Origin of the sequence: Rouxiella aceris (assembly GCF_012933545.1) — a bacterium.
Classification (GTDB): Bacteria; Pseudomonadota; Gammaproteobacteria; order Enterobacterales; family Enterobacteriaceae; genus Rouxiella; species Rouxiella aceris.
Genome location: NZ_JAADJU010000004.1, coordinates 428,882 through 447,941, shown reverse-complemented (window position 1 = coordinate 447,941; position 19,060 = coordinate 428,882). Strand labels below are relative to the sequence as shown.

Annotated in this window: 17 protein-coding genes; 11 read left to right on the top strand and 6 right to left on the bottom strand. The window is 51.0% G+C overall.

Annotation, left to right across the window (positions count from 1 at the left end; all coding sequences use genetic code 11):
- The first annotated feature begins 292 nt into the window (after positions 1-292).
- Together GW590_RS10250 and GW590_RS10245 are read left to right on the top strand one after the other, a co-directional pair.
- Positions 293-859: a helix-turn-helix domain-containing protein gene (locus tag GW590_RS10250; RefSeq protein ID WP_235955903.1), complete on the top strand. Its 567-nt coding sequence runs from the start codon at positions 293-295 to the stop codon at positions 857-859.
- 80 nt (positions 860-939) lie between these two features.
- Positions 940-1,419: a GNAT family N-acetyltransferase gene (locus GW590_RS10245; RefSeq protein WP_235955916.1), complete on the top strand. Its 480-nt coding sequence runs from the start codon at positions 940-942 to the stop codon at positions 1,417-1,419.
- A gap of 1,089 nt (positions 1,420-2,508) precedes the next feature.
- On the opposite strand, the gene GW590_RS10240 is transcribed toward GW590_RS10245, so the two are convergent.
- Both GW590_RS10240 and GW590_RS10235 read right to left on the bottom strand, forming a co-directional pair.
- Positions 2,509-3,321 (bottom strand): 5'-nucleotidase, lipoprotein e(P4) family, encoded by an 813-nt coding sequence (locus GW590_RS10240; RefSeq protein WP_211186700.1) that lies wholly within the window; start codon positions 3,319-3,321, stop codon positions 2,509-2,511.
- Between the two features lie 183 nt (positions 3,322-3,504).
- The gene (locus GW590_RS10235) at positions 3,505-4,608 is read right to left on the bottom strand and encodes a porin (RefSeq protein ID WP_169402921.1); all 1,104 of its coding nucleotides are present in this window, start codon (positions 4,606-4,608) and stop codon (positions 3,505-3,507) included.
- Between the two features lie 287 nt (positions 4,609-4,895).
- Here GW590_RS10235 and dinG point away from each other — a divergent pair, with 287 nt between their 5' ends.
- The 7 genes from dinG to GW590_RS10200 all read left to right on the top strand — a co-directional run bounded on the left by dinG (position 4,896) and on the right by GW590_RS10200 (position 13,399).
- Positions 4,896-7,067, top strand: a complete 2,172-nt coding sequence (dinG, locus tag GW590_RS10230) for an ATP-dependent DNA helicase DinG (RefSeq protein WP_169402920.1) — start codon at positions 4,896-4,898, stop codon at positions 7,065-7,067.
- A gap of 108 nt (positions 7,068-7,175) precedes the next feature.
- Positions 7,176-8,138, top strand: coding sequence for a DNA-binding protein YbiB (ybiB, locus tag GW590_RS10225; protein ID WP_169402919.1), 963 nt, complete (start codon positions 7,176-7,178; stop codon positions 8,136-8,138).
- Between the two features lie 285 nt (positions 8,139-8,423).
- The gene (locus GW590_RS10220; RefSeq protein ID WP_408014929.1) at positions 8,424-9,656 is read left to right on the top strand and encodes a SpoIIE family protein phosphatase; all 1,233 of its coding nucleotides are present in this window, start codon (positions 8,424-8,426) and stop codon (positions 9,654-9,656) included.
- 33 nt (positions 9,657-9,689) lie between these two features.
- Positions 9,690-10,241 (top strand): SiaB family protein kinase, encoded by a 552-nt coding sequence (locus GW590_RS10215; RefSeq protein ID WP_169402917.1) that lies wholly within the window; start codon positions 9,690-9,692, stop codon positions 10,239-10,241.
- 1 nt (position 10,242) lies between these two features.
- Entirely contained in the window at positions 10,243-10,656 is a 414-nt protein-coding gene (locus GW590_RS10210) for a DUF1987 domain-containing protein (RefSeq protein WP_169402916.1), read from the top strand.
- A 4-nt stretch (positions 10,657-10,660) separates the two neighbouring features.
- Positions 10,661-11,383 carry a GGDEF domain-containing protein gene (locus GW590_RS10205; protein WP_169402915.1) on the top strand — a complete coding sequence of 241 codons (723 nt, stop codon included), beginning with the start codon at positions 10,661-10,663 and terminating at the stop codon, positions 11,381-11,383.
- Positions 11,384-11,536: 153 nt separating this feature from the next.
- Positions 11,537-13,399, top strand: a complete 1,863-nt coding sequence (locus GW590_RS10200) for a M3 family metallopeptidase (protein ID WP_169402914.1) — start codon at positions 11,537-11,539, stop codon at positions 13,397-13,399.
- 33 nt (positions 13,400-13,432) lie between these two features.
- On the opposite strand, the gene GW590_RS10195 is transcribed toward GW590_RS10200, so the two are convergent.
- Positions 13,433-14,065: a flavin reductase family protein gene (locus GW590_RS10195; RefSeq protein ID WP_169402913.1), complete on the bottom strand. Its 633-nt coding sequence runs from the start codon at positions 14,063-14,065 to the stop codon at positions 13,433-13,435.
- A 206-nt stretch (positions 14,066-14,271) separates the two neighbouring features.
- Between GW590_RS10195 and rlmF the strand changes: the two genes are divergently transcribed.
- Positions 14,272-15,261 carry a 23S rRNA (adenine(1618)-N(6))-methyltransferase RlmF gene (rlmF, locus tag GW590_RS10190; RefSeq protein WP_408014924.1) on the top strand — a complete coding sequence of 330 codons (990 nt, stop codon included), beginning with the start codon at positions 14,272-14,274 and terminating at the stop codon, positions 15,259-15,261.
- A gap of 391 nt (positions 15,262-15,652) precedes the next feature.
- On the top strand, positions 15,653-16,963 hold the full coding sequence (locus GW590_RS10185; RefSeq protein ID WP_169402912.1) for a methyl-accepting chemotaxis protein: 1,311 nt from the start codon (positions 15,653-15,655) through the stop codon (positions 16,961-16,963).
- A 168-nt stretch (positions 16,964-17,131) separates the two neighbouring features.
- On the opposite strand, the gene GW590_RS10180 is transcribed toward GW590_RS10185, so the two are convergent.
- From GW590_RS10180 to GW590_RS10170, 3 genes are all read right to left on the bottom strand, one after another.
- Entirely contained in the window at positions 17,132-17,350 is a 219-nt protein-coding gene (locus GW590_RS10180) for a DNA-binding transcriptional regulator (protein WP_169402911.1), read from the bottom strand.
- Positions 17,351-17,438: 88 nt separating this feature from the next.
- Positions 17,439-18,599 (bottom strand): phage late control D family protein, encoded by a 1,161-nt coding sequence (locus GW590_RS10175; protein ID WP_169402910.1) that lies wholly within the window; start codon positions 18,597-18,599, stop codon positions 17,439-17,441.
- Positions 18,596-19,060: a phage tail protein gene (locus GW590_RS10170; protein WP_169402909.1), complete on the bottom strand. Its 465-nt coding sequence runs from the start codon at positions 19,058-19,060 to the stop codon at positions 18,596-18,598. Before GW590_RS10170 ends, GW590_RS10175 begins: the two co-directional genes overlap by 4 nt.

The window sequence follows — 19,060 nt, the reverse complement described above, 5'->3', positions numbered from 1 at the left end:
GCTCGTGCCACGCTCGGAGTGACTGAAACATAGCCGGTAATAGGCAGCAGACGAATCAAAGACACCAAAAGGCCCAGGATTGTTAAGGAGCGGGCCAGCGCTCCTTAACTCGGTTCGGCACAGTCGGTTAAGCTGCCACTGCAATGATAAAACCGAAACAACTCCTCGGAGTTAATTGACTTTTAAGTAGTAAATTGACATTTAAGCCCATCCCCATGATTGTACAAATTGATGCCATCAATGTTGCTCTTGTCTCATATTAAGGATACATTCTCAATAATGAGAATTTACCATGAGTCATATAATGATTGATGAACAAAAGCTGGCGCAGCGGCTTTCAATGCTGCGGGTCAATCAGGGTTGGTCGCTGGAAATGCTGGCAGAAAAAAGCGGTATCAGTCGGGCAACGTTATCTCGTATCGAACGTGCAGAAACCAGCCCGACAGCAACTTTGCTGGGTAAATTGAGCGCGGTTTATGGCCTGACAACGTCGCGCTTGCTGATGGCGGTAGAAGACAATCCGGCGGAGCTTATCCGTCAGGCACAACAGCCGGTGTGGCAGGATGTGCATACGGGTTTTGAACGTCGCTCAATTTCCCCTCCGGCGAGAGACTTTCAGGCGGAGCTGATGTCAGGCAGGCTGGGCGCCGGCGCTTCCATTCACTATGATGCACCGCCGGTTTTTGGTCTTGAGCAACATATCTGGATGCTGTCTGGCGTGCTGGAACTCAGGCTTGATACACAACTTTATCGCCTGGAAACCGGGGATTGCCTGCGTTTTCATCTTTACGGCACATCGACCTTTTACGTCCCTGGCCCAGATGATGCCCATTATAATATTGTGATTTGCCGCTCTTAATAATGAGGATTAACAACGTGTTGACGATCAGTGAATTGAAAAAAGAACCTTATTCACAGGATTTTTCCCGCGCTGATTTTATGGATCTGAGCGAAACGCTTGTGGCTTGTGTCAGGCTCGGGGCCAGTGTGGGTTTTGTGCCACCTTTTGGCCAGGCAGAAGCATTGGTTTTCTGGCACCAGCTATTACCGGCTTTTAGCGCCGGAGATCGACGTATTTTGGTGGCGCGTATCAATGGTCGTATTGTCGGCACAGTACAACTGGTGGTGGCAATGCCTGGCAATGGTCAGCATCGCGGTGATGTTGTCAAATTACTGGTTCACCCTGATGCCAGAAGGCAGGGGATTGCCAGGCAGTTAATGCAAAAAATTGAGGCACTGGCGTTGGCGGCGGGCAAGAAGTTATTGGTGTTAGATACTGTGACCGGCAGTGATGCCCAGGGGTTATATCAATCATTGGGGTATGAATTATCCGGGACGATCCCAGGTTATGCGTTGTCGACGGAGGGGGTTTTCGAGGCGACCAGTGTGATGTACAAAATCATTGGGGGGGATTTTTAATTGCAAATTTGTTTTTTAATTCAAGGTCAAGGTCAAGGGCATTCGCTGCGCTCACTGGGCGGCGGCCCAGACCGCCCAAAGGAGGCGAAGGCGCGCCTCCTTTGGAATCCTGCGCCTTGTCCAAATTGATAAGTGTCGTGCCCTCGGTTGTAGTTCTTTCCAGTGACATCGGTGTGTGGCCTAAACCACGCCGCTGCGCGGTCCCTTCACTCGGTCGCGAGCCAAAAGCGTCTCGCTCCACGTCGCTCAGCGTAGGTTTTGAATCGGCCAGGAAACATTTAAAGCAACACCGGCAACATTAAAGGTCAACGGCAAAAAGACAAAAAGACAAAAAGACGAAAAGACGAAAAATCTTTGTCTGAAACGGTACGGTGTAGATAGTTTGCTGGCACATTCAGAGACGGCGCCGCGCGAAGCGGAGGGAGACGCTTTTGGCTCCCGACCGAGCAAGGGGACTGCGGAGCAGCGCGGCTCGTGCCACGCTGGGAGTAACTGAAACATAGCCGGTAATAGGCAGCAGACGAATCAACAACACCAAAAGGCCCAGGATTGTTAAGGAGCGGGCCAGCGCTCCTTAACTCGGTTCGGCACAGCGGGTTAAGTTGCCACCGCAATGATAAAACCGAAACAGCTCCTCATAGCCCATTGACTTTAAGCCATAAATTGCCATTTAAGCTAAAACCGATACAACTCCTCGGAGTTAATTGACTTTAAGCCAAACCGATACTGTTTACATAGTTGACTGGCACATTCAGAGACGGCGCCGCGCGAAGCGGAGGGAGACGCTTTTGGCTCCCGACCGAGCAAGGGGACTGCGGAGCAGCGCGGCTCGTGCCACGCTGGGAGTCACTGAAACATAGCCGGTAATAGGCAGCAGACGAATCAACAACACCAAAAGGCCCAGGATTGTTAAGGAGCGGGCCAGCGCTCCTTAACTCGGTTCGGCACAGCGGATTAAGTGGCCACTGCAATGATAAAACCGAAACAGCTCCTCTAAAGCCAATTAGTTTTAAAACAGAAAATTGCCATTTAAGCCCAACCCGATACAGCTCCTCGGAGTTAATTGACTTTTAAGCCATAAATTGACACTTAAGCCCCACCCCATGATTTTAACGCCGCCGCCCGGACCCGCAGCTTCTGCTCTGGCGTCAACTTGTTATAGTCCGCCGCCATGCCGCTTTCCCAGTCGCCATAGAGAGGGTTGGGCAAAACAATAAATTGCGTGCCAAACAGACGATGGTTTTTATTCACAAAGTCACGACGTTCCTGATTGCCCTTATGATAAGTGGCGGCTCCAAAGTCATTCAGGTTATCGCCGACGTAGAGCACAATGTTGTAGCCTTCGTTTTTGATAACGTCAAAACGCGCCTGTTTATTGGATGTCCCGGTACTTAAACGCACGGTTTTTTCATTGACGTTTGGAAAACCAAGACGTTGCATATTGGCGACGGTTGCGGCGTAATCTTTTTGATCGCGATTAGATACGTAGAACAACGTCCCGCCGTGACTGACAACATACTGAGCAAAACTGACCGCTCCCGGTACGGCGTTGGCCTGTTTGGCCTGCGTCCAGGCTGACCAGCTTTTGCTGTCAAACGGCTTGTTGGCTTTTACCTGCCAGGCACTGTAGGCGCTGTTATCCAGCATGGTTTCATCAAGATCCACCACCACCGCCTTCGGTTTGCCAGTGAGTGACGGCGCCTGATCAAAGGCTACCGTAGCGGTATTGAATGCCTGATAAGTTAATGCCTGATACTCCCCTGATTGCTGAAACCAGTTAAGGGCCATTACCGACTGATCGTTAAGCTGGGCTGCGGCATCCGGCTGGTGTTGTTGCGCACAACCGCTCAGGGCCAAAACAACCAGTGCACTGATGCTATACAACGACGTATTCTTTATCATTATTTAATTTTCCTGTGAAAGGTGTTGTGGGAGATGCTGTCTAAAACTTTAGCAGATTCAGCGGGCTGGAAAAGACAATGGTAAGAAAACTTTGGTAAAATAGCTGGCGCAGACGAAAAAAAGCCGGGGGATGAGCCCGGCAAGAAAATCAATTAAAATATAATGAAGCGAGGGGTGGTATTCTTAGAACTGATAAGTCATGCCAACAGCAACCACGTCGTCGTTATTCAGACCCAGTTTATTGTTGTCACTAAGTTGGTTGATTTTATATTCAGCAAAGGTAGACATGTTTTTGTTGAAATAATAGGTTGCCGCAACGTCAATGTATTTCGTCAGGTCAGCATCACCTACACCTTCAATATCTTTCGCCTTGGTTTGCACATAACCCAGGGATGGACGTAAACCCCAGTCGAATTGATATTGTGCAACGGCTTCGAAGGTCTGAGTTTTATTAGCATAACCGCTCACTGCTGCAGTCGTCAGGCTTGACTGACCGGCAGGAACCGACACAGGAAGCATATTGCGGGTTTCAGCATACATGGTGGCTAAATAAACACCGTGATTGTCATATTTCAAACCACCGGTCCAGGCATCGGCTTTATCGCCTTTACCCAAAGTTGAAGCGGCCTGGGTGTTGGTGCGGTCAGAGGAGGCATAGGCACCACCGGCACTGATACCGGCACCGATATCATAGGTCGCGGACAGAGCATAACCATCACCGTTGGCGGTGCTGGCAGCACGGCTGCTGGAATCGTCGTTTTTGCCCTGATACTGCAACGCAATGTTCAAGCCGTTAACCAGGCCAAAGAAACCGCGGTTACGGTAAGTTGCCAGGCCGTTAGCACGTCCGGTCATAAAGCGGTCAGCCTTGGTATAGCCGTCGCCGCCGAATTCAGGGAACATATCGGTCCAGCCTTCAACGTCATACAATGCGCCATAGTTGCGGCCGTAGTCGAATGAGCCAAATTCATTGAATTTTAAACCGGCAAAGCCGAGACGGGTTTTGGAACCAGAGGTACCTTGAGCTTCTGAAACGTTGGCAGCAACCTGGTATTCCCATTGGCCGTAACCGGTGATCAGATCGTTGATTTTTGTCTGACCTTTAAAGCCCAAACGGACATAACTCTGGTCACCATCACTGCTGGCTGAATCAGAAAAATAATGCTCGGCTTTCACGCGACCATAGAGATCAAGTTTATTGCCATCTTTGTTATAAATTTCTGCTGCGTGTGCGCCAGATGCAATCAGTAATGAAGGGATCAATATTGCCAGAAGATTACGTTTCATTTTAAGCCCTGTATTTTTGTTTAGACATTGTCTTAAACATTTTTAATTAAAAGACGCTATTCATCATGTGTACTGTCATTTCCATCTTGAGCGGAAATTGTCTCAGCGAGGATTTTTTACCTGATATTTGTTATCGATTTATGACAATGGAAAATGAACTTTCTTTTTTTTAAGAGAATGATTTTAATAAGCAAACTAGCTATCTTGCGAACTATTTAATTTGCAAGCTGACGCGAGCAGGGGAGTGTGGGACAATAAGGCCAAGTTTCCCAGATGAAAAGAGATGCATGGCGCTGTCCTCCGCAGTAAAAGATCAGATCAGTCAGTGGTACAAAGCCCTGCAGCAGCAAATCCCGGATTTTATCTCCCGAGCTCCCCAGCGTCAGATGATCGCCGAGGTGGCCAAGGCATTGACCAGCGATGCCGCGCGCCATTTGGCTATTGAGGCGCCGACCGGCGTGGGGAAAACCCTGTCGTATCTTATCCCTGGCATCGCTGTCAGTCGGGCGGAAGAAAAACCCTTAGTGATAAGCACGGCGAATGTGGCGCTGCAGGATCAGATCTTCAGTAAAGATCTGCCGCTGCTTAAAAAAATTATTCCTGACCTCAAATTTACCGGGGCCTTTGGCCGTGGGCGCTATGTGTGCCCGCGCAATCTGTCGATGATGAGCACGGAACAGGTGCAGGGCGATCTCGGCCTTTTTCTCGGCGATGAACTGGCCCCCTCGAGTTCTGAAGAACAAAAGCTGTGCAAGACGCTGGAAACAGCGCTGACGCGTTATGAATGGGATGGTCTGCGCGATCACTATAAAAAAACCATCCAGGATCCACTGTGGCTGAAACTCAGCACTGATAAGGCCAATTGTCTCGGCCGCAACTGTCACTATTTTCGCGAGTGCCCTTACTTCGTGGCGCGTAAAGAGATCGAGAGCGCCGATGTGGTGGTGACCAACCATGCGCTGGTGATGGCGGCGCTGGAATCGGAATCGGTGTTGCCTCCGGCGAAAGATCTCCTGCTGGTGCTTGATGAAGGCCATCATCTTCCCGATGTTGCCCGCGACGCGCTGGAGGTCGAAGCCGATATCAGCGCGGTGTGGAATCATCTGCAACTCGATAATTTTATGCGCCAGATTGAGCAATGCCTGACGCTGTTCACCCCGAAAAATCCACCTCCTCTGGCTAACGCCGAACGTCTGCAGGAGCATTGTGGCGAGATGCGTGAGTTGCTGTTGTTGATTGAACAGCAGGTCACTCAGTTTCTGCCTGTCGATGTGCCGCAGGCTGAGCACCGTTTCGAGATGGGGGCATTGCCTGCCGAACTTACCGAACTTTGTGCCCGCTTGTTTAAATTGACCGATGGGCTGCGCGGATTGGCTGAATTTATGCTTAACGATCTCAGCGAAAAAACCGGCAAACACGACATTGTGCGTTTGCACCGCACCATTTTACAAATGAGCCGTGTGCTGGGTTACCTGGAAACCATGACCAAGCTTTGGCGTCTGGCAGCGATGGAGAAAGCCTCTAATGCCCCGATTGGTAAATGGGTGACGCGGGAATATTTTGATAATCAGACGCACCTGATATTCCACTGCGTAGGTATCCGGGTCAGTGAGCAATTGGAAAAAATGCTGTGGCGCAAAGTACCGCATGTAGTGATCACCTCAGCTACCTTGCGTTCGCTGAACAGTTTTTCTCGTCTGCAGGAGATGAGCGGCCTGAACGAAAAGGCGGGCGATCGTTTTATCAGCCTGGATTCACCATTTAATCATGTCGAGCAGGGCAAAATTGTTATTCCATTAATGCGCACCGAGCCGCTGATGGCCAATGAAGCGCAGCATATTCAGGAAATGAGCGATTTTTTCCGCGCTGAACTGGCCACGGAAAAACACCGCGGCATGTTGGTGCTGTTTTCCAGCAATCGCGCCTTGCAACAGTTTGTGGGTCTGCTGCCGGATCTGCGGCTGATGTTACTGGTACAGGGTGACCAGCCGCGCTACCGCCTGGTTGAAGAACATCGCCAGCGGGTGGAGGCCGGTAAGGCCAGCGTGCTGGTGGGATTGCAATCTTTTGCCGAAGGGCTGGATCTGAAAGGGGAATTATTAACCCAGGTGCATATCCATAAAATCGCCTTTCCCCCCATCGACAGTCCGGTGATCCTCACTGAGGGCGAGTGGCTAAAAACCCTTAAGCGCTACCCCTTCGAGGTGCAAAGTTTGCCCAGCGCCTCGTTTAATCTGATCCAGCAGGTTGGTCGCCTGATCCGCAGTCACGAATGCCATGGTGAAATCGTGATCTACGATCGGCGATTGATCACCAAAAATTACGGTTCACGCTTATTGGCGGCGCTGCCTGTTTTTCCCATAGAGCAGCGAGAGATGCCTGAGCCAGGGGCCTTGCCAGTGCCCGCCACGGTTGCCAAACCGAAAACGGCCGTAAGAAAACGCGCCAAACGTCGCTAATCACGGTTCCTGCAACCCGGTGATAGTCTGGAGAAAGACGCAGGACAAGGTTTTCTCTCCCCGGGGTGCTGGGTTATGCTGGGGAGATACCCCCGTGAGGCAAGCAAAATGGATTACACCAAGATTATTAAAGAAGTCGGACGCGGCAAAAACCATGCCCGCGATCTCGACCGTGAGCAGGCGTTGGCGCTGTATCGTTTAATGCTGGCTGGCGAAGTCCCTGATTTACAACTTGGCGCACTGTTGATGTCTTTTCGCATCAAGGGCGAAGCCGAGCAGGAAATGTTGGGCTTTTATCAGGCAATGGCCGAACAGACCATCAGACTGCAGGCCCCGGTCGGCAAGCCTATGCCAGTGGTGATCCCCAGTTATAACGGCGCACGCAAGCAGGCAAATCTGACGCCATTGCTGGCTATTTTGCTGCATCATTTGGGGATCCCGGTGGTGGTTCACGGCGTCAGCGCCGATCCCGCTCGTGTGACCAGCCATGAAATTTTTCAGGCATTAGGGATCACTGCCGCGAGTGCAACCGAGCAGGCGCAGGAAATGCTCAACGCCGGTCAGGGACCGGTGTTTATTCCTGTTTCCGTGCTCTGTCCGCCTATCGAGCAGCAATTACAGTTGCGCTGGCAAATGGGCGTACGCAACAGTAGCCATACATTGGCAAAGCTGGCCACCCCCTTTGGCGATCAAGCGGCGCTGCGACTGGCCAGTGTCTCTCATCCGGAATATATCCAGCGAGTTTCGGCCTTTTTCCGTGATATCGGCGGGTGCGCCTTGTTGGCCCAGGGAACCGAAGGGGAAGTCTATGCCAATCCGCTGCGCAGTGCCGAAGTGAACTGGATCAGCGAGCAAGGGCAACAGATTTTGCTCGAACGTTATGTGTTCACCGATCAGGCATTACCCGAAGCCAAAGATGCACAAACTACCGCCAACTGGATCAATGACTGTCTGCAAGCCAGAGTCGCTATCCCGCAGGCGATCCTTAACCAGCTGGCCTGCTGTCTGGTGGCCACTTCTATGGCAGCCGATATGACCGAAGCCGCGCTGCTGGTCGATCAACTGTTATAAGTCCAGGGCCGTTATATGCCCTGAGTCTTTGTACTGCCGCCAGTCATTGACCTTCGCCCAAATTATTTTGGGCGAAGATAATATGTTTTTTTATTTTGTTTATTTTTGTCAGAGAAGCGCTAATTTGCCATAAGGCAACTTATTGTCGATGTGGCGGTAGCAAAAGAGGATTTATCCCTGCTATTTGTAGGCTTATCTCCAGCGGATGCGATTAGGGATGTAATAATTTCGTCACAAAGAGCCATTAATCTGAGGCCAGATTTTATTATCCTTTGATTATAATGGATCGCATTCATGCCGGTTTCAAAATCATTGTCACGCAGCAGAGCGGGTCCGACGGCACTGGATCTGTGTATTTCTGCGCCTTCAATCTCTCCCGAAACGGATAATGCCGCAGTACTGGCCTTATTTAGTTTGCATAAAGAATTACCGAGTCTGCCGGTAGTAGAACATCGTCGTCCCTTTGGTTTAATAAACCGCCATCTGTTTTTATCGCAAATGTCTCGCCCCTTTTATCGTGAACTTTACGATAAAAAAAGCTGCATTGCTTTTATGGATAAATCGCCACTGATTATTGACCATGCCGCGACGCTGGGGGCGGTGGCCGAACAAACGGTGATCACCGGTGACAAGTCGTTATCTGACGGTTTTATTATTACCCGCGAAGGGGAATATCTCGGCATTGGGTTGGGATTAGACCTGGTGAAAATGGTGTCTGATGTTCATGAGCAGCAACATCAGCAAATTGTGCAAAGTATTGAATACGCCAGCGTGATCCAGGGCGCCATGCTGGCGACCTCCCGTCAGGCCATGACGCTGGCACTCAACGACTGGTCTCTGCTTTGGCAACCTCGCGATACGGTCGGTGGCGATTATTACTATTTTATTCAGCGGGAAAACGGCTGGCTGATGGTGCTGGTGGACTGTACTGGCCATGGCGTACCCGGTGCCTTTATGACCCTGATCTTTGCATCTGCCCTGAATCAGGCATTGAGCCAGCATGGCAGCGAGCGACCAGAGTTGCTGCTATCCGCCATTAATCGACATATCAAAGAGACGCTGGGGCAGATTCAGCAAGAAGGCCAGCCGCGGCCATTGTCCAACGATGGCTGTGACGTGATGATACTGGCGCTGAATACACTCTCCTCAACGTTAAAGTGGGTGAGCGCCCGTATTCCAGCCTTTATCTTGTCGGCAGAGCAGGGGCATACCCAGGCGCTGTCGGTTGACCGTATGGGCGTGGGTTATACCGATACCCCCTACGACTATGTCTGGCCCTGTGAGCAATTGACCATCAATCCACAGGATATCTTTTTTACCATGACTGACGGTTTGACCGACCAGGTGGGCGGTGAACGAGGCATTATGTTTGGTAAGCGTCGATTGCGCGATCTGTTACAGCGCTATCAAAGCTTGCCGATGCCTGAATTGGCAACAAACCTAATGGCGGAGTGGCAATTATATCAGGGAGAAGAGCCACGCCGTGATGATGTGACATTTTGGGGATTCCGCTATTGAATCCTTGTGTATTCATTGCTGTGAAAGTTGATTATGTTTGAACAACAGGATATTGCCTCTTTTGATCGCATCAGGCCCAAAAGTGCCTTTTTATACTATGCTGGATATTTCTCTCAGGACGTGATCACCGCCCTGGCGGAAACCCTGCGTCTCTATTTCAAGAAAAATGATGTCCCCAAAGACATCAGTCGCAAGCTGTTTTCGACATTTATCGAGATGGTACAAAATATTTCGCGCTACTCCGCCGAGGCGTTGACGCAGGAAGGTGACCAGGCGGAAGTGCGCCACGGAGTGGTGTGCATCGGTTTTGAAGACGGAAGATATTTTTTATTATCGGCCAATGGTATCTGCTTCAGCGAGGCTGAACAGTTGTATATTCGCTTAAGCACACTGCAGACGCTAAGCCTGGATGAAATTAAACAGGCTTATAAACAGGCGTTGCGGCTTGAGGCGCCCTCAACCAGTAAAGGAGCCAATATCGGGCTACTGACGCTGGCAAGGGATGCGACTGAGCCTCTGGATTTTACGTTTCGACCTCAAGAGGCAACGGGACAATCCGTTTTTTATCTGAAAGTGGTTATTTGAGATGATGAATATAACAAAAACAGAAAATCTGTATATTGCCGCAACCTCTTCCACTCCCAGGGTGGATTTTCAGTTTGAAAATCACCATTTATCCCTTGATGGTGAATCTTACCCTGAAAATGCCTCCTCATTTTACCGGCCGTTAATCGAGCAGGTAGAGCAGTATTTGGCTCAGTTAAGGGTAGCGGAACAGATCCTGATCACTGAAGTGCATGTTTCATTAGTCTATTTCAACAGTTCCAGCACCAAAATGTTGTTTACCTTGTTTGATATTCTCAATAAAGCGGCAAGCGAAGGATTGTCTATCAATTTTCACTGGTATGCCGATAAAGAGGATGATATTTCTCAGGAGTTCGGCGAAGAATTGCATGCCGATTTCCAGGCCTTGAACGTTCATCACCATATCCTTGAGTGAATCTATGTCATCTTCAGAACTGTTTATCAAAGAGCATGATATCTTGAACCAGGCACTTTTGGCTGGACAGTCTGAGGCGATGCCGGGTGAATATTATCGCAGGCATCTGCTGATCCTCAGCGAGAGCTATCGGCGGCTGGTGCGTGAGTCTGAGCGGATGATTGCCCGCAGCGATCGCGCCGAGCGCGAGATGTCGCGGCTTAATGCCCAGTTGCACCAGTTGGCCAAGACCCTGGAATATAAAGCCTCCTACGATGCGCTAACCCAGGTGTTTAACCGCGGTGCCATTATCGATCGTATTAGCCAGGCTTTGGAAAACGGGCCCGCTTCGTTGATTGTTCTCGATATCGATCACTTTAAACAGGTGAATGATACTTATGGTCATCCGAAAGGGGATGCGGTGATCTGCGGTCTGATTGAGCGATTACGCTGTTGTTTGCAGGGAATGGGGATCATTGGTCGCGTCGGCGGCGAGGAATTTACCGTGCTGCTGGAAAATATGGATATTGATCAGGCGCTGGTTATTGCCACTCGTCTGCATGCCGATCTCAATGCCCGAGTATTGGCGGCGCTACCTCAGCAAAAAGTCACGGTAAGTTTCGGCATTAGCTGGGCAGCACCGCAGACCCGTTTCGACGATCTCTATGCCAGTGCCGATGCTGCGCTATATCAGGCCAAACTCCAGGGCAGAAACTGTATCTGTACCAATCCCTCGCGGGTGGCATAAGCCGTTTTTACGGGTAGCAGGCTATTTATGCTTTATCATTTAGCTGCTTTTATCTTCTTCTTGGCGACAAACCTTTGCCTGGTATCGACAGATCCCAACGCAGAAATTACACTCAGATAATAATTTCTTTTATTATCAGCCGAGAAGGGCGTTATGAAACAGTCACAGCAATACTTTGCGACACTGAATCACGATTATTTGCAGGTACATCGCACCAAAGAAGAGCTGTTCTGGCAAAATTATATGGGCACCGGCGATCAGACGGTCTCAGAACGTTTTTCTGCTGCGGAAAGCGCCTATAAACGCTTTATAGCCGATCCTTCGCGGTTGGCACAGTTGCGTGAACATATTGCCAGCGTGGAGGCCGAGGCTGACAGCGAAGCCAAACAGGCTCTGTTGGCAGGTTTGCGTGGGTGGTACCGATTTTTTGACTGCAATGCCATTGAAGATCCCAAAGCTCAGGCTATGCTCGACGATATTATTCAGGCAGAGTCTGCGCTGTACAGCAAGCGCAAGCAGCATCGCCTGACGCATATTAATAGCAAAGCCGAAAGGGTCTATGCCTCCCTTGGAGAGTTATTGACCAATCAGGCCAATAACGAAAATGAAGCCTATCGCCGCAGTTCACAAATTGCCCTGCGCGATCTGGAGCAGTGGCTGCTGCATAATGGTTTCCCTGAACTTATTGCCTTGCGCAACCGCTTTGCCCGCCAGCTCGGCTATCGCAACTATTTTGATTACAAAGTGAATAAAACCGAGCAGATGACGCCGGAGCAGCTGTTTGTCATTCTCGATCGCTTTGAAGAACAAACCCGTGAAGCCAACGTCCGCAGCCTCAATGAGCTGGCCGCTCGTGAAGGGAGCGCTGCTTTGCTGCCGTGGAATATCCGTTTTGCCAGCGCCGGGGATGTTACCCGTCAGCTCGACCCCTATTTCCCTTTTGCCGAGTCGTTAAGACGCTGGATCGACAGCTTCAAACGCCTGCATATCGGTTTTAATGGTGCTGAAATGCAGTTGGATTTGCTGGTGCGTACCGGTAAATATGAAAATGGCTTTATGCATGCCCCGGTGCCCGCTTTTGTTGACCAGGGTACCTGGATCCCGGCGGTGATCAACTTCACCAGCCTGGCGAAACCCGACCAGGTGGGCAGCGGCGCCAGCGGCATAAATACTCTGTTCCATGAAGGCGGTCATGCCGCGCATTTTGCCAATATTCGGCAAAATGCCCCCTGTTTCTCCCAGGAATTTCCACCGACCTCAATGGCCTATGCTGAAACGCAATCCATGTTTTGTGACAGCCTGCTCGAGGATGCTGATTGGCTAAAACGCTACGCCAAAAATGATCGGGGCGAAGCGGTGCCGGACGAATTAATCGAGCAAAGCATCGCTGCCCGTCAGCCTATGAGGGCGTTTAATGAGCGGCATATTTTGCTGATCCCCTACTTTGAGTGGCAGCTATACCAATGGCCGGAAGAGAAATGCACGCCGGAAGCGATCACCGCCCTGGCGCGAGATGTTGAAACCCATATTCTCGGTGTGGCGGGCAGCCCGCGTCCGACACTGGCCGTTCCCCATCTGCTTTCGCTGGAGTCGGCCTGCTCCTATCAGGGCTATTTGCTGGCCATGATGGCGGTTGAACAGACACGGGCCTTTTTCCTGAAACGTGATGGCTATCTGACCGATAATCCGGCCATTGGCCCGGATCTGGCCAAGCATTACTGGTCACCAGGCAATAGCGTCAGCCACGACCAGACGCTGCGCAGCCTTACCGGGGAAGGTTTTAATCCGGACTATCTGGCACAGGCCTGTAACCAGACCGTCGAATCCGCCTGGCAACAAGCCCGGCAAGTGATTGCCGATGCCGCCAGCCGTGAGCAACCGGACGCAGATTTTGACCTCGATGTGCATATTACCGTGATCGACGGCAAGCGCATCCTGGCCGACAATGCCGAAGGGGATGAAGCGATGTGCCAGGATTTTGCCGACTTTGTGGCACAAACCTATTTAGGCAAATAGTGATCGGGTCCGGCCAGCCTGGCCGGACCGCATTTAGCGTGCATCAGGGCGGATCAGGTCAAAGCGCAGTGCTTCCGAGATACCGTAATAGGCCGAAGGGCCGCCTGCGCGCAGTACTGGTTCCGCCAGTGCAGTTTGATAGATGCCATTTTCATCGAGCAGGTGGCGCGCAATATGTACCGCCACCACTTCGCCTAATACCAGCCAGGTCTCTATCTTTTCACCTGCCGCGCTTTGCAGTTGGATGCATTGCGTCAATTTGCACTCAAAGTTGACCGGACTTTCGCCGACGCGATCGGCCGCCACCCGGCTGCCCGGCAGCGGGGTCAGGCCGGCAAACTCAAACTCGTCACAACCGGCGGGCAGAGAGGCCGAACTTTCATTCATTTTTTCTGCCAGGCTGCGGGTGGTCAGGTTCCAGACAAATTCACCGGTTTCAACAATATTGGCGACGCTGTCTTTCCAGCCGCTGCTGGCAAAACCAATGATCGGTGGACGATAATTAAAACAATTGAAGAAGCTGTATGGCGCGAGATTACGTTGTCCCAGGGTATTACGCGAAGAGATCCAGCCAATGGGCCGCGGGCCGACAATGGCATTAAGGGGATCGTGGGGCAGACCATGTCCTTTGGCAGGCTCATAAAAATAGCGGTCATCAGCGCTCATAGTTCAGCATTCCTCGATTGATTTGGATATTTCCGGCACGATAACCAAAGTTATCCCGTTTTGTCAGTAGCCTTATGTGTCATGCTGACAGTGTTGTGCGGCGGTTTATGGTATCGTACGCGCCAGAATTTCACCTGGTGCCGACATTACCGCATTTACCGTCAGGGGCCAGGTTAGCTTAACATTGATATTGGAGAGTCATTCAGGTGGAAAGAAAGAAAGCGATTCCGCAGGATAAAAAGATTATTTTCCCGCAGGAAAAAAGCGGGCTTCACGCGCGAAATCGCCATCGTAGCCGCTATGACTTTCCGGCGTTGATCGCCAGTAGTCCAGAGCTTGGGGCTTTTGTCGCTGAAAATAAATGGGGCGACCTGTCGATCGATTTTGCGGCACCAATGGCGGTCAAAACATTAAACCGCGCTTTGTTGCGCCATTTCTATCAAATCGAAAACTGGGATATTCCGGCCGACTACCTTTGCCCGCCGATCCCGGGTCGTGCCGACTATATTCACCATCTCGCCGATCTGCTGGCAGACAGCAATGCTGGCGTGATCCCGCAGGGCAAGAATGTGGCGATCCTCGATATTGGTGTCGGGGCCAACTGCATTTATCCGATTATTGGACTGCGCGAATATGGCTGGCGTTTTACTGCCAGCGAAATTGATGAAGTCTCGATGGCTGCTGCCAAGAAGATCGTTGCCACCAACCCGCTGTTGACCAATCAGGTGCGTTTTCGCTTGCAGGCAAAACCGCCACGCATCTTTGAAACCATTATTCGCCATGACGAACGTTATGATGCTGTGATCTGTAACCCACCATTCCACGGCTCTGCTGCCGAAGCGGCAGCGGGTACCCAGCGCAAGCGTCAAAACCTGGGGCTGGATCGCCGTAATGATAAAGCAGAATTAAACTTTGGCGGCCAGCAGAATGAGCTGTGGTGTGAAGGGGGTGAAGAAGCATTTGTGGTGCGTATGGTCGAAGAGAGCGCTGCTAAATCCCATAACTGCCTGTGGTACACCGTGCTTATCTCCAAAAAAACCACGCTGCCCTTGATTTATGAGGCACTGGAAGAAGCGGGAGCCAGCAATGTGCGCACTGTTGAAATGGCGCAAGGCCAGAAAATTAGCCGCTTTGTTGCCTGGACCTTCCTGACACCGGCGCAGCAAAAGGCCTGGTCAGTTAAACGCTGGCGTTAAATTCAAAAATTCCCCGCCATACCCTTTAGCCTGTTTTCTTCTCCGCAACAGGCTAAAAATTTTTTTAATCTTCCTTTCTTTTTAACCTAAATAAATTATGATTAATTCTGAACATACAAAAAATCCTTATCATTGAGATAGCGATTTTTGAGAGACGGTAATATCAACTACCGGACAGTTTGTCAGTTTATAATTAATCAAGATGATTATTTTCTGACATTCACTGACCGCAACGTATTGATCGCGCTTTTGTCAGGTTTCTCCTGCCGGTGTTCTTCATACTTCCATGCCAGGAAAAATCCCAGGCTCACTGAAACAGACTATTTTCTTACAGAAAGTCTGTTAGCGCGGTGTCTTTGTCTGGTTGTTTTGCGCTAAGGGCGTGTCAGATATGCAACGATTTACTCATCAAATCAGCAGCGCAGCGCGTGATAAATTTCTGGCAATTCAACAGGCTGTTCCGCTGATTGTTTTTAGCCACGATGGCATTGTCGTTGATGTAAACAATCAGTTTCTCAATATCATGGGCTACCTTCGTGAAGAGGTCATCGGTCAACCCCACAGCCTTTTTTGCACGCCGGAGTTTGCTGGCAGCGCTGCCTATAAGCTGCACTGGCAAGGACTCAATCAAGGCAAAGCCATCAGCGGCAATATAAAACGCGTTCATAAAAATGGCTCAATTATCTGGCTGGAAGCAATATATGCCCCGGTAACCAATACCCAAGGAAAAGTGGTAGAAATTATTAAAATTGCCAGTGATATCACAGACAGAATTAATGAGTCTCAAAATCATCAGGGAGTATTACAGGCCATAAATCGAACCATGTTGCTGATTAGTTTTACCCCCGATGGCAATATATTGAATGCCAATGATAATTTTCTGCAATTGATGGGTTATACGCTTAGCCAAATTGTTGGCAAACCCCATGCGATATTATGTACCTCGCAGTGGCGTGATTCCGAAGATTACCCCAGGCATTGGTTACGTTTGCAAAACGGCGAGTTTATCCTCGGGTGTTTTGAGCGAGTCGATATTCATGGCCGGTCTGTCTGGCTGGATGCCAGCTACAACCCGGTGCTGGACGATGAGGGGCGGGTAATCAAGGTGGTGAAAATTGCCCAGAATGTCACCCAACAAATCAATCAGCAGCATCAGCAAGAGAGCCTGATGGCTCATCTGCATCGGCTGTCACTCAGTACCGATAAAACAGCGTCCGAAGGGGTGACCATCGTGCAAAATGCGGTAGCGGGCATGCAGGAGGTGGAGACGCTGGCACAACAAACCTCGCAAATTATCGGTCAGCTCGGGCAAACGTCGGCACGAATTGGCGAAATGGTCGATGCTATCCGTAGAATTTCCTCACAATCCAATTTACTGGCCATGAGCGCCACCATCGAGGCGGCCCATGCCGGAGATTTGGGGCGTGGTTTTGCCATTGTCGCCGGAGAGGTTCGTTCTCTTGCCGATCAATCCCGTAAAGCGGCGATTGAAATAGATGAATTGACGCAACATATTCGCCAGGGTGTATTGGCCGCCATCGACAGTATGGATTGCTGTGTTATGCAAGCTGCGGGGGGCGTGACCCTGAGCCGCGATACCGGTGAGGTGATCAACCGGGTTAATCTGGGCATGCAGGACCTGATTAAAATGATAACCACTACCTCTGCCGCAGAATCCCCTGCAGACAATTTGCATCTGTAGCTGATGCAGCGGCAATAAAAAAGGCCTCAACCGAGGCCTAGCTATAAAGCATTAACCAATTAAAATAAAAGGATTTATTTTAATCAATGTCCACGCATTGACCACGTTGAGAAATAAAGTTAACAAAAAGCCCCGCATTTTTAAGTGCGGGGCTTTTTTTTTTGCATCCTACATCAGGAAAGTTTGCTGACCGTGGGTCGTCGGGTGAGGCATCACGGCGCAGATGAGACTCGGCTTCACGATTGATCCGTCGAATGACTCCATTGTCTTGAACGTATGCCCGCAATTGATGTTCTGGCATTGGTTGTAACGTTCTTTCGTGTTCTCGCTCAGGTAACGGCTTGAGCGGGTATGTGCAGCGTATTTGCAGAGTGGACAATGGAACATGGGATCACCTCAATCAGTTGCCTTTCAATAAAGGTATTTTAACTATTTAAATCATTTAAAACAAATGGTTATGGTTTATTTTGGTGAATTAATCTTCTGTTTCATACTCCACGTCAGAAAGCCTGACCTCAAGCTCCAGGCTCGTCGTGTAGCCGTTATTGTTGAGTGAGTGAGTCACTTTAGTAATGACCCACTTCTGTTCGTCTATGACGCGCTTAAACCCGCTGACGCTGACCGGCGTCTCGGGGTATAAATCGGCACGCCCCATGGCCAGACTGATGGAGAACTCCGCTACGCCGCGTTGCAGCTTGTCCCACTTGGCTGCGGCGGCACGTACTGCCTGTGCCTTGCTGGCATACGTGGTGGTCAGGGCAAAAACGTTATCCGCCTCACCGGCCATGTATTCGCCTTCTTTGGCCTCCGGCGCTTTGGTCGGGGCTTTTGCCTTCGGGGCGGCCTTGGCCTTGGGGTGCTGGAGTGCGCGCAAAAACTGCTGTTTGGGTTTGCGCTTAATTTTCACCTTCTGCGTTTTCGGTTTTGGGTCTTTGGTGTGCAGCCATTTTGCCGTGACGCCGGTGTAAGCCCCTCGGTCAGCAATGGCGAACTGGTGGCGATCTCCGTCGCTGCGCTCGATGGTCATTGCGGGGATGGGTTTTCCGCTGGCCGTAGTGCCGTTGCCCGCTTTCAGAAAGAGCAGCTTACCGGCCTTGACTGACACCTCCGCCCCGTTGCGCGTGGCAAGCCGTGTTAAAAACTTGGCGTCGGACTCCTGCGACTGGTCAATGTGCGGCACTTTGATAGCCGAAAGCGAACCGGCAACGCTGGCCGTTAGCTTGTTGCGCATCGCAATCTGTTCAACCACCTGACCGAGTGTGGTGTCGTGGTAAGACACCTCGCGGCGGGAGTTGAGCGTACCGCGAAAGTCAGCACTGCGCGCCCGAATGGTCAGCGTGTCAGGCGCGCCCCGGTGCTCAATCTCATCCACGGTAAAATCACCTTTGCCAATCAGCGCCGCACCCTGCCAGCCGAGGAACAGTGACAGCACCGCGCCACGCGGCGGCATAGCAACCAGCCCGTCGGCGTCGTCGAGCTCGATGTCGAGCTGGTCAGCCACAAATCCGCGATTATCCGTCAGCGTCAGTGAAAGCAGGCGTGGACTGATATCGCGTGTCAGGTCGTTTCCCCCCATCGTCAGCATAAAAGCGGGCGCAATTTTAGCCCCCGCGTCGAGTGTCATCCCCGTTATCACGATAGCAACCCCTTCGTATAATCACCGGCGTTAGTCAGCAGGTCATTAGCCTGTGCCTTTAAATCGCCAAACATGGCCGTCAGCGACTGATCCACGCGGGTGAGCGTCAGCGTAAACTCAATCTTTCGGGCGCTGCCGTCGCTGAAAAACTCGGTGCGGGTTTCACTGATGCTGTTCACCACAAACATGCCGTAAATGGTGCCGCTCCCCTCCAGCAGCGGCCACGCTTTGCCTTGGTCGGCCATGATGTTGAGCGCCAGCAGGGACAAGCGTCCGCCGGTAATTTCCGGCATCAGCACGCCGGAAAGCGTAATTTTCTCCTCGCTGACGCCGAGAAACTGTACCGTCGGGCGCTGGCCGATACGGCTGTTTGACGGCCAGCGATAATCCACGCTGCGTTGCAGGCTTTGATAAGGCACGGTCTGCAACTGAAAGACAAAAAAGCCGAGTGTTAACATCAT